This is a genomic window from Legionella gratiana (assembly GCF_001467695.1).
Lineage (GTDB): Bacteria > Pseudomonadota > Gammaproteobacteria > Legionellales > Legionellaceae > Legionella > Legionella gratiana.
Window position 1 is genome coordinate 472,154 of the sequence record NZ_LNYE01000022.1, and the last position, 14,504, is coordinate 486,657.

The following is a 14,504-nucleotide window of genomic DNA, read 5'->3' on the forward strand; positions in this document are numbered from 1 at the left end:
TTATTAGTACTCTATGATTTTTGCGGTAAAACTGCTTCTTAGATAAAATCCACGTGGTAATGTTTTGATTTTATTTCCATGACTATCAAATCCATAACATAGAGATTTTCCGTTTGCAGCTTTAGGTCTAACTTGTAAATAATCTCCAAATTTTGCATCAAGGACCTCAAGATTCCCAGTGCTGATTTGTAATGTTAAATAATTCCAATCAGCCTCTAAAATACGTTCTTGTACCTCATCCGGAGACCATAAAAAACCTTGGCCAATTCTTCTTTGTGGATAAGGAATATCGGTATCTCCTTCGATAGGAACCCATAAAACTCTTTTTAACTTAGCGTAGCATTGTGATGTTTTCCATTGTTGTTGATGAATGGTTAATAAAGGAATAGAGGTAATAAAAGTTGATTCAGTGGGTCTTCCAGATTTACCAATAGGCAGAGTTTTGAGCTCTATACCCAAATCTTTGAAATCAGGTAATGATTTATTGCTCGCATTGGTCCCTAAAGCTAATTCAAGTGCCTGTCCAACCCACCCTTTTCGTTGATTAGGATCGATCGGGATAAGTAAATCTAAACCCATGCTTAATTGTGTAAAACTCAGGCCAGTAATACTCAAGCAACGTTCTATTAATTCAGCTTCAGTTTGTGGTGGTTTGCTTTTTAGCAATGAAATCATTATGGCCCTCTTTTTCTTTAATCTCAACAGCAATGGGTTCAATAGGTGGTTTCACATTTGCTGCTTTAAATTGAGCCATAATAGCAAATAATACTTTGGATCGTACTTCAAAGCGAGTATGAATTTGAACATTTATAAAATAGCGTGCCTCAAACTCCAGGAGTGCCTCATCAATTTTCTTGAGAAAAACTTGAGCTGGTGGATCAGCAACAATTTCAGAGGTAGTTGCTAAAACATCTAGAATAATTTGTTGAATCATCACAGGATCATCTGAGCGATTTACTTTTATTGGAATGACTGTTCGAACAATACCGTCTTGATGTGTCCAATTAGTAAATGGCTTATTAAAAGTTTCTGCGTTAGGAATTAATACTTCCATATTATCCCATGAAGAAACACGCATAGAACGAATACCAATATGAGCTACTCGTCCTTCATGCTCACCTATAGTCACTAAATCACCTTCTCTTACTGGTCTTTCAATCAGGAGCATAAGGCCACCCACAATATTGCTAGCAAAGTCCCGTAAGCCAAATCCCATACCTACAGCTAACCCTCCAATAATCATTGACATACCACTAAAATCAAATCCAAGTACATGAAGCGTTACAAAACCACCTAATAGAACAACAGCATATTGGCTAAAAACAGAAAGACTATTACGTATCCCTGGATCTTTTGTATTTTTATATACCCATCGGTAACAAAACTCTCGTGTCCACTTAGAAGCCCAGGCAAAAAATGCAAGTAGAATAAAAAATTCGATTGTGCTATATACCGTAATATGAATACCAGGAAAATTAACAATCGTATATTGAGCAAATTTTCCTAAACTAATCATCACTAAAGAGTCAGAATACCAACCAAATAATTGGAATAAAACAAGAATACTGGTGATAAGTAATAAAATGCGCAGTATATTATCTATCGGCTTTAAAAAAACCTCGATCCATAACCATCCGTTTCGTAATGACGAAATCATTAATTCAGAAAACAATTCAAGTGCATCAAATAATAAACCTCGAGCAAGAATGTATCCTACCAATACGAGTAAAACATAGGCTAAATATAAACTCATGCTCCACGCTAAATTGGTGAAACCCAATAATCCAATAACGGCGGTAGAAAATACCGTGATTGGCACTAAAACAACCAATAGAGAAATAGCATTTCTAACATATCGTTTCTGGCTATTTAATAAAGGACCAAGTAAATATGGAATGACATCCTTACTTTTCCAAGCAACCAAAGATACAGTTAAAATAAACAACATAAATAAGCGATTAAATATATCTTGGATCAAAATAGACAAAGGAAGTGAATGACCAATAGTCATTAAAGCTGTTGTCCATCCTCCGAAAAGCAATAACCATTTTAAACGATAATACAACTTAACATCTTTTCCCGAAGAGTCAGTTATTCTCTCTAATAAAACTAAACGGGCTATTAAAATTAAAATCTTAAAGGTGAACCACACTGCAATTAATTTAAATAATAATTGATAATTCGCAAAGGAGATATGTGTAATAGAGAGCAGAACCCACAACATTGAAACCACACAAAAATAAGGTATGTTTCTTTGTACTAAGACCAGTACACCATCATATAAGTAACCGGTTAAACGCGAACGTTCCTTATCTCTACCTAAAGTTTTTAAGAAGCGACTTATTAAAAAGGAAATAACCGCTATGATTACAAAACTACTCCATAAGACAACTACGGATAAAGGAGTTAGCCATAAATAGCTATCATAAACTTTTAAACTTAATATCTTAATGTATTTATAAAATAAACCAGGAATAGCGGCTATCTTATTAAGGATAATTGGCCAACTATTAATATTATAATCAGCTAAAGTTTGTCTTGAAGACATCAGTTTTTTCAGCTGTGCTTGATAATCTGTTAAACTTTTAAGCAACAGTTGTTTTTGTTTCTTCGATTCATTGATCTCTTCGGCCAAGGTTTTCTGTAATGCGTTGATCGATTGTTTTAAACTGGCGACAGTAACAAGCTTTATTTCACTCTCAAGAAAAATATTTATTTGCTGTAACGATTTTTCAATCTTGGAGTATTGATTTAATGCATCCTTGTAAATATCGGTAATTAATTGTAAATTTTTTGTATCAGGATTTTTAAGATAAATCATATCTCCTTTAACAACTGTTCTTTGGATGCTTAAAGCATTAAGACGATTTTGGATTACAGCAATATACTGATTATTAATGAGTAGCTTTGCTTCATAATCAGATGAAGATAAGGGTACTGATTTAGAGCGCTTATCCGTCTGATTGTTCGTATTTTCATAAAGATCAAGTAATTGTCGATTAAGCTTTTCTTTTAAAGTTCTTATTTGCACTAACTTTTGTTCAAGAACGAATGTTGAGTGCCAAACTTCTAAATTTTTTATTTCATCATTGAGTGCAGACTGATAATCATTTGCAAGTTTTAAATTATCAGTAGTTAACTGTATTGTTTGTTTATTGATTAGAAGTAAATTTTCTACCTTTGCCACTCGCTCAGGAACAGTTGTATCTTCTTTAATAATAGGTAATTGTTGAAGGAGCTTTAAACGCTGATTTAAGTCGTTTTGCTCTTTATTCTCGTGATCTAGAAAACTCTCTAGGCTTTTTATTTTAACATCTATCATTGTGAGTATTGAAGATACCTGCTTCATTTTAGCGGCATACTCTTGTTCGTTTTTAAGGGTTATGGGTTGCTTTGTCTCCTGAATTGAGGCCATCAAATGTGCCTTTTCTTGGGTTAAGTATTCAATAAAAGTAGCAGGACTTTTTACAGGCACTGGAGCAGTTGTTGTTGCTGCATATAATGAACAACCAAAAAACAAAAAGAATAAAAAAATGGTGCATTTTCGACTTATAGCTATTGCTTGAAAAGCTAATTGCTTAATGAAAAAAAACACATTATGCATGAAGGATGGACGTATGTTATTAGTTCCTGTCGTCAACAGACGCCCTAATCCTAATAAATTATTTAGTTTGCGTAGTTGGAGCAAGTCTTATTCCTAATTCTATTAGTTGTGCACTACCCGTGGGGGATGGTGCACTCGTTAAAGGACACGATGCTGTTTGAGTTTTAGGAAAAGCAATTACATCTCTAATTGATGTTGAATCTGTTAATAACATAGCTAAACGATCGATGCCAAGCGCAATGCCTCCGTGTGGAGGAGCTCCATATTGTAAAGCATCCAGTAAAAAACCAAATTTTTCCTGAGCCTCTTGTTCATTAATTCCAAGTAACTCAAACACCGCTTTTTGTAATTCTGATTGATGGATACGTATCGATCCACCACCAATTTCATAGCCATTAATCACTATATCATAGGCTTTAGCTAATATATGTGTAGGGTTAGCACGTAAATGATTAGGATCTAAATCTTTTGGTGAGGTAAAAGGATGATGCATAGGACTTAATTTGTTGTTCTCATAATCCAATTCAAACATGGGCCAGTCGATAATCCATAACAGCTCCCATCCCTCTTTGAGTAATTTTTTATCATGTCCCAATTTAATTCGCAATGCACCCATTGATTCATTGACTGTATGATTTTTATCCGCACCAAAGAAAATAACATCACCGGTTTTGGCTTCAGTACGACTCAAAATAGCATGAACGGCTTCTTCTGAAAGAAACTTCAAAATTGGTGATTGTAGTCCTGCCATTCCTTCATCACGATTATTTACTTTAATATAAGCAAGTCCCTTGGCACCGTAAATAGCGACAAAACGTCCATAATCATCCAAATCTTTTCTACTAAGATCACAACCACCAGGTAATCTTAGAGCAACTACTCTTGAGCCAGTATCATTGGCTGCAACTGAAAATACTTTAAAATCACATTCTTTTACTAAATCTGCTACATCAACAAGTTCTAAAGGGTTACGCAAGTCTGGTTTATCACTGCCAAAGCGTCTCATTGCTTCAGCATAAGACATTCTATGTAGTTTTTCAGGTAAATCCACATTAAGAATTTGCTTAAATACCGTTTTTAGCAAACCTTCTATAAGATTTAAAATGCGTTCTTCATCAATAAAAGCCATTTCAATATCAAGCTGAGTAAATTCAGGTTGTCTATCAGCGCGCAGATCTTCATCGCGAAAGCAACGAACAATCTGATAGTATTTGTCGAATCCTGAAATCATCAATAATTGTTTAAATAGTTGTGGTGATTGCGGTAAAGCATAAAATTGTCCGGGGTGAACTCGTGAAGGAACTAAATAATCTCGTGCGCCTTCGGGTGTTGCCTTCGTTAACATAGGTGTTTCAATATCAAGAAAATTTTGCTCATTAAGATAAGTACGAATACAGCTATTTAACTGATGTCGTACAGTTAACTTATGCTTCATAACAGGACGTCGCAAATCAATATAGCGGTATTTATAGCGTAAGTCTTCATTAACTATCTGAAAGTCATCAGGCAAAAAAGGAGGTGTAGGTGATTGATTTAAGATCTCCAACCGTGTTCCAACTACTTCAACCTTTCCAGTTGTCATCGCTTCATTAATCATACCATCAGGTCTTTGACGTACAATTCCAGTTATTCGTACCACAAATTCAGAACGTAGTTTTTCGGCATCAGAAAAAGCGTTTACATTTTCTGGTTCATATACAACTTGCAATAAGCCTGAGCTATCACGAATGTCTAAAAATATCACTCCACCATGGTCACGACGATTATGAACCCAGCCGCATACAATCACTTCTTTCCCTAAACTTAATTCATTAACCTCTAAACAATGGTGTGTGCGCATATAAAACCGCCTATGTATTATTTATCAACTTGTTACTATTAATGCCGCACCTTGCGTAGGTGGCATTACTCCTAAAGAAATTATAAATTTCAGTGCTTCATCAATACTCATATCCAACTCCACAACATCTCGCTTAGGAATCATCATCAGAAAACCTGACGTGGGATTAGGAGTAGTTGGTATAAATACAGAAATCAGTGTATCTTGTATTTTATCATTAATTTGGCTATTTGCTGTCCCCGTTTGAAAAGCAATACTCCATAATCCTTTACGCGGGTATTCAATGATGACTACTTTACGAAAAGCTTCGCTGTTTGTTGATACAACTGCATGAATCACTTGCTTTACTGTCTTATAAATAGAGCGAACCAATGGAATTTTTGAAAGGATAGATTCGCCCCATGCCACAAGTCTTTGCCCAAAATAATTAGTAGCGATTACCCCTGTAACAAGCAATATAACTAACGATAAAATAACTCCTAAACCAGGAATATGATGTCCTATCAATTGTTCAGGCTGATAGACTTTAGGAATTAAAGCTAAAGTATTATCAAGTAAGTCAATAATGAAGCGTAACACACCAATGGTGATAAGTATGGGCAACCATACCACCAATCCAGCAAGTAAATAACGTCTTAATGACAGTGCTTTCACTTAGTATCACCATCTTGTGTTGCTTTAGCAACAGTCGACTCTTTTGTTTGAGCAGTGGTAGTAGCGTTATCTTTTTTAGTTCCTCCCTCTTCCGACTTACTGCTTTTATTTTTAAAGTCAGTAGCATACCATCCAGTGCCCTTCAATTGAAAACCAGCAGCGGAAACCAATTTAACTACCGTATCCTTATAACAAACAGGACATTGTTTTACTGGTTCGTCACTAATTTTTTGCATCAAATCAAATTGGTGATGACAACTTGTACATTGATATTCATAAATTGGCATCTAAAGCAACTCCATAAACTTCATATTATTTAGTTTAACCTATAATTATAGCTAACTCATAAAGAATGAACAATATGTGTAGGTAATCTCGAATATCTCACTAGAATCAACATGATCAAAAGCATTCCCACCATGATTTTATAAATACAATATATATTATTTGAAGTTTTTCAAGACAGTTAATAGATGAACTCACCCGCTTTTGTTCACGAATTAGAAACACGCCTTTCTATATTTTAATAAAAATTTTTCGCCAGTATAAAAAGGAAGCTACTAAAAAGTTTAAGAAAAGAAACATTAATGAATAAAACAGCCCCGCATTTTTAGGACTAAAATTACCGAATAAATATTCTGTAATCACCACACGTATTATATCCTGTGTTCCATCGGGTAATGGTAATAAGAAAAAAGATTGGATTTTTAATAACATCACATGGAAAATAAAAATAAATAATGCATTCATACCAAGGATCTTAAAAGGAAATGACCATTTGGTATACCTCATTATATCAATAATAAAATAACATAAACTAAAAACAATAAGTGAAAATCCACTACACCATAAGACAAAAGAGCTTGTCCACAACTGTTTATTTATTGGAAAGCTATAATTCCATACCCATCCTAATAAAAGAAAGAGCAAACCTACTGCAACCATCATAATACATTTCGTTTGTTTTTGAGTATGAGTCAGCAAAAAACTTCCTGCAATGACGCCAGAAAGCGTTGTGGCAACAGAAGGGATAGTACTTAAAAGTCCTTCCGAATCAAAATTTTTAAAGAATAAGTGGGGCGGAGAAAAGATTAACTGATCAATATAGCCAACCCAATTTCGAGCCATACTTAATTGATTCACTCCAACACCTGGCAGGTGAATTTGAGTCAGAAAATACCAATAACCTAATAGTATGCCCCAAAAAATAAAAATCTGTGCTCTTACTGTTGTATGAAGATAAAGAAAAGCACAAATTAAATAACACAGGGCGATGCGTTGCAAAATACCATAAACTCTTATTGTTGATACATCAATAGGTTTAGGAAAAACATTAATCAAAATACCGAATAAAAACAAAATGATAGTGCGTTTAAAAATACTATAATAAACTTCCCTTTTACTTTCTTCTTTTACATGTTTTTTTAAACTAATAACCGTAGTCATCCCAACAATAAATAAAAAACTTGGAAATACCAGATCAGCTAAAGTACAACCATCCCATTCGGAATGCAGTAAAATAGGATAGGAAATCCTCATTCCTAAGCTATTTACTATGACCATAAGTGCCATTGTCAAACCACGAAAGACATCTAAAGATAAGATCCGCTCGTTTTGAAGCAAATGAGTACTCATAAAATAATTTATCTAAAAAAGAAACATAATAACAGGATACTAAATTGTCTTCAAACCACGCACAGGAACATCCATGTGATACACATAATGTTTGATGATCTGCTCTGCTTGTTCACAAGTTAATGGTTTACTAATTGCACCCTCCATAAAATAATGCTGGCAATCATATTTCACTACATCCGCTTCAAATCCTGTTAATGCAATAATAGGCACATGATATTGAGTCTCTCTTTCTTTTTGTCGAAATTGCTTTGCTACTATATAACCTGAAGAATCTTCTAAACCGATATCCATCAGCACTAAATCATATTTCCCAGGTTGGAATAATTTCACAGCACTATCCGCTGAATTGGCAATATCTACATGACAATTTAAAGCGGTTAATAATGCTTTTTCAACATTCTGTGCAATAATATTATCTTCTACCATAAGAATTTTAGGTAAATACACCTCTTTTAATACCTGCTCTGCATGTTGAACGTTTTCTATATAATTTTCTGTATGTACTTCAATTTCCTTATTTTGGGGTAAATGATTCAATATAACAATCAAACCAATTAAATCTTTTTTACGATCATGCATCGGTATACGAGAAGATCGAAAGTAATAATTCTTACCCGAACTATCTACAATGGGTTTTTCTTGTACATTGTGTTGAGGAATGCCTGAAAAAAGTACTTTCATATCATCCAGCTTTAATTCTTCTACTCGATCTTTATTCCAATGACCAAATTCTTCCATTTGTTGATAAGGGGTACCTTTCAAGTCTTTCAGAGTATTTAGTCCTAATAATTTTATAAAGTTATTGTTACATCCTTTTAAATTACAATCAGTGTCCAACCAATAAACAATATTGGGCATTGAGTTAATAATTTCCATATAATATTGATGTATGGAATCAATATCTTCTTGAGATTCATTTTTTGCGTAGGAAGACATGCAAATACTCCAGTAAATTTATAATTTGCATGTAAATTATAGTACAGATTAATTAGCGTCAGTTTGATATAAAAATAAAGTATTTTTTATATCAAACTGTTTTATTTGGAACTACTAGAAATCCTCTTGAAGAATATCTAATTACTGCAGTTGCTTAAAAAACAGGTATTAACTAATAATCCATTCAACTTGCTGTTTCAAGTCAATAGAAATCGCTGAAAGCTCTTCAAGCTCATAATCCATATATGGATTTTCAACTGTGCCATTTACCTCATGTTCCAAGATTTTCTTATCGCGTTCTTGATGTAACCATAAAATCTGTGGAGTAAATATATGAAGCATTCCCTCTATCCATTTGTCAAGTACTTGCCAATAAGGATCATTAATTAAGGTCATTTTATAACGTTTGATTAAGCGAGCAGTTTGTTCGGAACCATACCAAATTTCAGAGGTTACCCATCGATTTACAGTAAATAAGCGAATTGGCTGTCCTAATTGATTCATGCCGATAGCCACCAAATGCGTCATAGGGTTATCAATGTATCTGTCCCAATCTGCTAATGGTGTGGGTTTAACGCTTTTAGGAATATGCTTGTAACGTAAAAAACAATGAAAATGACCATGCTCTGTGCTTTCATAGTTTTCGCGATGACAATGGTAAAAATATTGCGATCCAGTTTTATGATCGATGCGATCTCCTTGTGGATAATGGCTCATTCGTTCAAATTTTCGCTTATTTTTTAAAGTATAATGAAGAATGTTTTTTCCTTTAGATGTCATCAATTGTTGTGCTTCTAAAATTTGTTGTGCGTAGCCTAAGTAAATTTTCTTATGCCATTTGCTGAGTTGAGGTAAATTAAATTCAGAGTGAGTAATCATATCTTTACTACATAGAGAAGATGAAATAATAAAGAGGTAGTACTACAACTACCTCTTTACAGACACTGATGATTAGTCGCCAGAGCAACCACCACAGCCTTTGCAACCAGCACAACCTTTGCAGCCTTTGCAACCAGTACAACCTTTGCAACCCTTACAGCCTTTACAGCCTTTACAGCCTTTACAGCCTTTACAACCATTGCAAGAGCTTGAAGTAGCTGTAGAAGCATCATCTGCATAAGCAACAGAAACTACAGGTGCTGCTAGTACAGTTAGTAGAGCGGCTACTGCCATTGTTGATTTTTTCATAATTTTACTTCCTTGATAGTTAATGATTTTTTAACCCACTTAGATATTAGCAAATAAATTAGGATTTTGCCTCTCTTTTTAATAAAAAAATGCGTTATATATATACTTTTCTTGAAAATTTACTTGGTAATAGGAGCGCAAATTTCTAAATGTTCATTGAAAACTCATGATAACTCTTTTCTAGAAGTAAATATAAGAATTCTGTCAAGCATTTTAGTACTTAAAATCCTTTTTAGAAAAATCATTACATGAGCGGGAATAGTTATCGGATATTTTGCTTTAGGCTTTTTAGATTCTATAGCATGAACTAATTTTTTGATTACTGCATCCGGTTGCTTGGTAAATATAGAAGTAGATTTTTTCTGCTTAAATGCTTCTAACATGCGCACATACTGCTTGCTAAAATAACTATTTTGCTTCTCTATATTATTTAAAGAATTATCAACACAATTATCCCTAAAACGACTCTCTATAGGCCCAGGCTCCACTGTAATAACATCAATCCCTGATGGTTGTAATTCTAGCCTTAATGTATCGCTTACACCTTCTACCGCATATTTTGAAGCATTGTATGCCCCACGAAAAGGCATGCTAATAACACCTAGTATGGAACTAATATTAATTATTCGACCATTTCCTTGTTTACGCATAACAGGAATAGCTAAATTTGTAAGCTCAACTAAACCGAAAACATTCGTTTCAAATTGAGCACGCAATACATCTCGAGTAATGTCTTCCAACGCTCCTGCTTGGCCATATCCAGCATTATTAATCAAGACATCTAATCGGCCGTTTGTTATGGCTAATACCTTATCAAAAGCGCTTTGAATCGAAGATGAATCAGAAACATCCAATTGAACTGCTTCAAATCCAATGTTTAGTAACTTTTCAACATCTTCTATTTTTCTACATGAGCCAACTACTCTATGCCCTCTTTTCTTTAAAGCAAAAGCAGCATCAAATCCAATACCACTAGAGCATCCAGTAATTAGAATTATTTTTTCCATCATTTCTTGATCCAAAATAGTACAGAAAATAATTTATAATCGATAAATATATTCTGATCAATTGTGAACTTTAGCTCAAGATAATTAAGTTGAAGTTAATAAATATTACTCAAGTGTAAAATTTAACCAAATAATCTGTTTCTTATTTAACTTGTGGTGCTAATCTGGGCGTACATAAATCACAGGAAAATACCATGCCTTTTTTTAATCAAAATAATTCTCACAAATCTGCAGTAGAAAAAATAAACGAGGCTAAGAGTTTGTTAGTCAAAAAACAAATAGCAGAGGAACAAACAACTTTTTTTCTTGAGATGTTAAATGACCGAATTGATGACTTTGAAACGGCACTTAAAGAAAAACATGATCCTTATGAACGCGAACAAATAATAGAACAATACAACCGCTTCGCTAAAGCTTTATTCCACTGCCTGTCTAAGCCCGAATTTACACCGTTTTACATCAATAATTACCATAATTTAAACTATTATCCTGTTGGGATTGATGAAAAAGTAAAAAAAGATTCTTTAAGGCATAATATTTCAATTGCTGGCACTGTTTTAGGTGCTGCACTTATCTTAGCATCTTTTGCTGCCTTTGCATTTAATCCGCTTATTGGAGCAATACTGTTACCCATTGGCATTACTTTATTAGCTCCCGCTTGTTTCTCTTTAGTAACCCCAGAGCCACTTGATTTAACTTCTAAAAAATTTGAAGAGAAAATTATTTTCCAAACAGGTGCAAAACTAATCAAACCTTCTCTAAATTTTGATGAACTGCACGAGTTAGATGCGCCCATATATGCTAAGGTAATGTAAAAAGCTAAAGTGAATTTAGTAAGAACTCATGGAATTTTCTTAAATTTGAGCTATCATTCAATTTTTGATTTCAGGAGCTTTTTATGAAAGTAGGTCGTGACAGCTTGTCAACAAAATGCGTATTGCAGGTAGAGGATAAAACGTATCATTATTTTAGTTTAAAAGAAGCGGAACAAAAACATTTTAAAGGTATTGGCCGTCTTCCCTACTCTCTAAAAGTTCTTTTTGAAAATCTATTACGCTTTGAAGACGACAATACGGTCACGACCAAAGACATTAAAGCCATCGCAGAATGGTTGCATGAAAAAACATCTCAACATGAAATTGCATTTAGACCTGCACGTGTACTCATGCAGGATTTTACTGGAGTGCCTGCGGTAGTTGATCTCGCTGCCATGCGTGCTGCCATCGCGAAAATGGGAGGTAGTCCCGATAAAATTTCTCCACTTTCTCCGGTTGATTTAGTTATTGATCATTCGGTAATGGTAGATAAATTTGGTACTCAGGATGCCTTAACCGTCAATACTGAAATTGAAATAAAGCGTAACCAAGAGCGATATGAGTTTTTACGTTGGGGACAGAAAGCTTTTGACAATTTTCAAGTGGTTCCACCAGGAACCGGTATCTGCCATCAAGTAAACCTTGAATACCTAGGACAAACAGTATGGACCAGTGACGATAATGGCAGTTTATATGCTTACCCCGATACTCTAGTTGGAACCGATTCTCATACAACAATGATCAATGGCCTGGGTATTTTAGGCTGGGGAGTGGGTGGGATTGAAGCAGAAGCAGCAATGTTAGGACAACCTGTATCTATGCTTATCCCTGAAGTGATCGGATTTAAATTATCTGGGAAAATGAAAGAAGGAATTACAGCAACTGATCTCGTGCTTACTGTAACTCAAATGCTACGAAAAAAGGGAGTTGTAGGCAAGTTTGTTGAGTTTTATGGCCCGGGTTTGAGTGATTTGCCACTCGCTGATCGAGCAACTATCTCTAACATGGCCCCTGAATATGGAGCAACATGTGGATTTTTCCCAATAGATAAGGAAACGATTCGTTATCTTGAATTAACAGGACGCGATAAACATACTATAGCTCTAGTTGAAGCTTATGCTAAAGCTCAAGGCATGTGGTATGACAAAGACAGTGAAGATCCCGTATTTACTGATACATTAGAACTTGATTTAAATACTATTGTTCCTTCATTGGCAGGTCCCAAAAGACCACAAGATAAAGTGACTCTGAGTACATTACCTGTTGAATTCTCCAATTTCCTTAAAGAAGCGGGTAAAGAAGATCAGAAGGATACTTCATTTGTAGTTAAAAATCATGACTTCCCAATGAAGCATGGAAATGTGGTTATTGCTGCGATCACCAGTTGCACTAATACATCCAATCCAAGTGTGCTCATGGCTGCGGGTTTAGTCGCTAAAAAAGCTGTTGAAAAAGGGCTTAAACGTAAACCTTGGGTTAAATCGTCTTTAGCTCCGGGTTCCAAAGTGGTTACTGACTATCTTAAACAAGCCGGTTTACAATCCTATTTAGATCAATTGGGCTTCAATTTGGTAGGCTACGGTTGTACGACTTGCATCGGTAACTCAGGCCCACTTCCTGATGCAATTTCTCACTGCGTCAGTGAGAACGATCTTGTTGTTTCCGCAGTTTTATCAGGCAATCGTAATTTTGAAGGACGAGTTCATCCTCAAGTTAGAGCAAACTGGTTAGCTTCTCCACCTTTAGTTGTTGCTTATGCTCTATGTGGAACAACCACAATTGATCTAAGTAAAGATCCCATAGGAAAAGACAACACGGGTAATGATCTCTATTTGAAAGATATTTGGCCTACTAATGCTGAAATTGCTGCTGAAGTATCAAAAGTTACAGGCAGTATGTTCCGCAAAGAATATGCTGAAGTATTTCGTGGTGACGAGCATTGGCAAGCAATTACAACCGGTAGTGGTAAGACTTATGAATGGGATAAAAACTCAACTTACATTCAACATCCACCCTTTTTTAATGACTTAAAAGCAACACCAGATCCAATTAAGCCAATTAAACAAGCTTATGTACTGGCTGTGTTTGGTGATTCAATTACTACAGATCATATTTCTCCTGCAGGCTCAATTAAAGCGAATTCACCCGCTGGTTTATATTTGAAATCTAAGGGAGTCGATGAAAAGGAATTTAATTCTTATGGTTCTCGACGTGGTAACCATGAGGTAATGATGCGAGGTACTTTTGCAAATATCCGTATTCGTAACGAAATGACTCCTGGCCAAGAAGGAGGAATTACACGTTACATTCCTTCAGGTGAAATTATGCCCATCTATGATGCAGCGATGCTTTACCAGAAAAATCATCATGATTTAGTTATTATTGCTGGTAAGGAATACGGTACTGGTTCATCAAGAGATTGGGCAGCAAAAGGCACTAATTTACTTGGGGTCAAAGCAGTAATTACAGAAAGCTTTGAACGCATCCATCGCTCTAATTTAATTGGGATGGGTGTTTTACCATTACAATTTTGCAATGATATGACACGTAAGACTTTGAATCTAAAAGGAGATGAGCGAATCAGTATCGACGTATCTGATTCATTAAAACCTGGTGCAATGATCTCTGTAACCATAGCGCGTGCGGATGGCCAAGTAGAACAAATTCAAACCTTATGCCGTATCGATACCGCTGATGAACTCGAGTACTATAAAAACGGAGGTATTTTGCAGTACGTTCTAAGAAATTTATGTGATTAACATAAAATTGGGTTGAATTTTTAGCTTAGCTGTAATCTAGTTTTTCTAAAAAGAACTTTGATA

General features: G+C 34.9%; 12 protein-coding genes. 2 read left to right on the forward strand and 10 right to left on the reverse strand.

All coding sequences use genetic code 11. From position 1 onward, the window contains the following. Positions 1–3: 3 nt before the first annotated feature. The 10 genes from mutH to Lgra_RS09950 all read right to left on the reverse strand — a co-directional run bounded on the left by mutH (position 4) and on the right by Lgra_RS09950 (position 10,870). Positions 4–675 (reverse strand): DNA mismatch repair endonuclease MutH, encoded by a 672-nt coding sequence (mutH, locus tag Lgra_RS09905; protein WP_058499087.1) that lies wholly within the window; start codon positions 673–675, stop codon positions 4–6. After that, positions 638–3,688 (reverse strand): mechanosensitive ion channel domain-containing protein, encoded by a 3,051-nt coding sequence (locus Lgra_RS09910; RefSeq protein WP_420795202.1) that lies wholly within the window; start codon positions 3,686–3,688, stop codon positions 638–640. The genes mutH and Lgra_RS09910 overlap by 38 nt, the downstream gene beginning before the upstream one ends. Then, positions 3,663–5,444, reverse strand: coding sequence for an aspartate--tRNA ligase (gene aspS, locus Lgra_RS09915; protein ID WP_058499088.1), 1,782 nt, complete (start codon positions 5,442–5,444; stop codon positions 3,663–3,665). Before aspS ends, Lgra_RS09910 begins: the two co-directional genes overlap by 26 nt. Positions 5,445–5,468: 24 nt before the next feature. Next, complete coding sequence (locus Lgra_RS09920) at positions 5,469–6,098, reverse strand: DUF502 domain-containing protein (protein ID WP_058499089.1); 630 nt, start codon at positions 6,096–6,098, stop codon at positions 5,469–5,471. After that, positions 6,095–6,385, reverse strand: coding sequence for an FmdB family zinc ribbon protein (locus Lgra_RS09925; RefSeq protein WP_058499090.1), 291 nt, complete (start codon positions 6,383–6,385; stop codon positions 6,095–6,097). The genes Lgra_RS09920 and Lgra_RS09925 overlap by 4 nt, the downstream gene beginning before the upstream one ends. Before the next feature lie 229 nt (positions 6,386–6,614). Continuing rightward, on the reverse strand, positions 6,615–7,733 hold the full coding sequence (locus Lgra_RS09930) for an acyltransferase family protein (protein ID WP_058499091.1): 1,119 nt from the start codon (positions 7,731–7,733) through the stop codon (positions 6,615–6,617). 39 nt (positions 7,734–7,772) lie between these two features. Then, entirely contained in the window at positions 7,773–8,672 is a 900-nt protein-coding gene (locus Lgra_RS09935; RefSeq protein WP_058499092.1) for an ATP-binding response regulator, read from the reverse strand. A 168-nt stretch (positions 8,673–8,840) separates the two neighbouring features. After that, positions 8,841–9,551 carry a DUF6969 family protein gene (locus Lgra_RS09940; RefSeq protein WP_058499093.1) on the reverse strand — a complete coding sequence of 237 codons (711 nt, stop codon included), beginning with the start codon at positions 9,549–9,551 and terminating at the stop codon, positions 8,841–8,843. A 72-nt stretch (positions 9,552–9,623) separates the two neighbouring features. Beyond that, complete coding sequence (locus tag Lgra_RS09945; protein ID WP_083502891.1) at positions 9,624–9,860, reverse strand: hypothetical protein; 237 nt, start codon at positions 9,858–9,860, stop codon at positions 9,624–9,626. 164 nt (positions 9,861–10,024) lie between these two features. Then, positions 10,025–10,870 (reverse strand): SDR family NAD(P)-dependent oxidoreductase, encoded by an 846-nt coding sequence (locus Lgra_RS09950; RefSeq protein ID WP_058499095.1) that lies wholly within the window; start codon positions 10,868–10,870, stop codon positions 10,025–10,027. Between the two features lie 191 nt (positions 10,871–11,061). On the opposite strand from Lgra_RS09950, the gene Lgra_RS09955 reads away from it, so the two are divergent. Beyond that, positions 11,062–11,682 (forward strand): lpg1689 family Dot/Icm T4SS effector, encoded by a 621-nt coding sequence (locus Lgra_RS09955; RefSeq protein ID WP_058499096.1) that lies wholly within the window; start codon positions 11,062–11,064, stop codon positions 11,680–11,682. Between the two features lie 83 nt (positions 11,683–11,765). Beyond that, the gene (acnA, locus tag Lgra_RS09960) at positions 11,766–14,441 is read left to right on the forward strand and encodes an aconitate hydratase AcnA (RefSeq protein ID WP_058499097.1); all 2,676 of its coding nucleotides are present in this window, start codon (positions 11,766–11,768) and stop codon (positions 14,439–14,441) included. Positions 14,442–14,504 lie beyond the last annotated feature (63 nt).

Bases quoted from the DNA above. Each gene is read 5' to 3' on its own strand.
- mutH (WP_058499087.1), bottom strand. From the start codon at position 675: ATGATTTCATTGCTAAAAAGCAAACCACCACAAACTGAAGCTGAATTA.
- aspS (WP_058499088.1), bottom strand. From the start codon at position 5,444: ATGCGCACACACCATTGTTTAGAGGTTAATGAATTAAGTTTAGGGAAA.
- Lgra_RS09925 (WP_058499090.1), bottom strand. From the start codon at position 6,385: ATGCCAATTTATGAATATCAATGTACAAGTTGTCATCACCAATTTGAT.
- Lgra_RS09930 (WP_058499091.1), bottom strand. From the start codon at position 7,733: ATGAGTACTCATTTGCTTCAAAACGAGCGGATCTTATCTTTAGATGTC.
- Lgra_RS09935 (WP_058499092.1), bottom strand. From the start codon at position 8,672: ATGTCTTCCTACGCAAAAAATGAATCTCAAGAAGATATTGATTCCATA.
- Lgra_RS09940 (WP_058499093.1), bottom strand. From the start codon at position 9,551: ATGATTACTCACTCTGAATTTAATTTACCTCAACTCAGCAAATGGCAT.
- Lgra_RS09945 (WP_083502891.1), bottom strand. From the start codon at position 9,860: ATGAAAAAATCAACAATGGCAGTAGCCGCTCTACTAACTGTACTAGCA.
- Lgra_RS09950 (WP_058499095.1), bottom strand. From the start codon at position 10,870: ATGATGGAAAAAATAATTCTAATTACTGGATGCTCTAGTGGTATTGGA.
- Lgra_RS09955 (WP_058499096.1), top strand. From the start codon at position 11,062: ATGCCTTTTTTTAATCAAAATAATTCTCACAAATCTGCAGTAGAAAAA.
- acnA (WP_058499097.1), top strand. From the start codon at position 11,766: ATGAAAGTAGGTCGTGACAGCTTGTCAACAAAATGCGTATTGCAGGTA.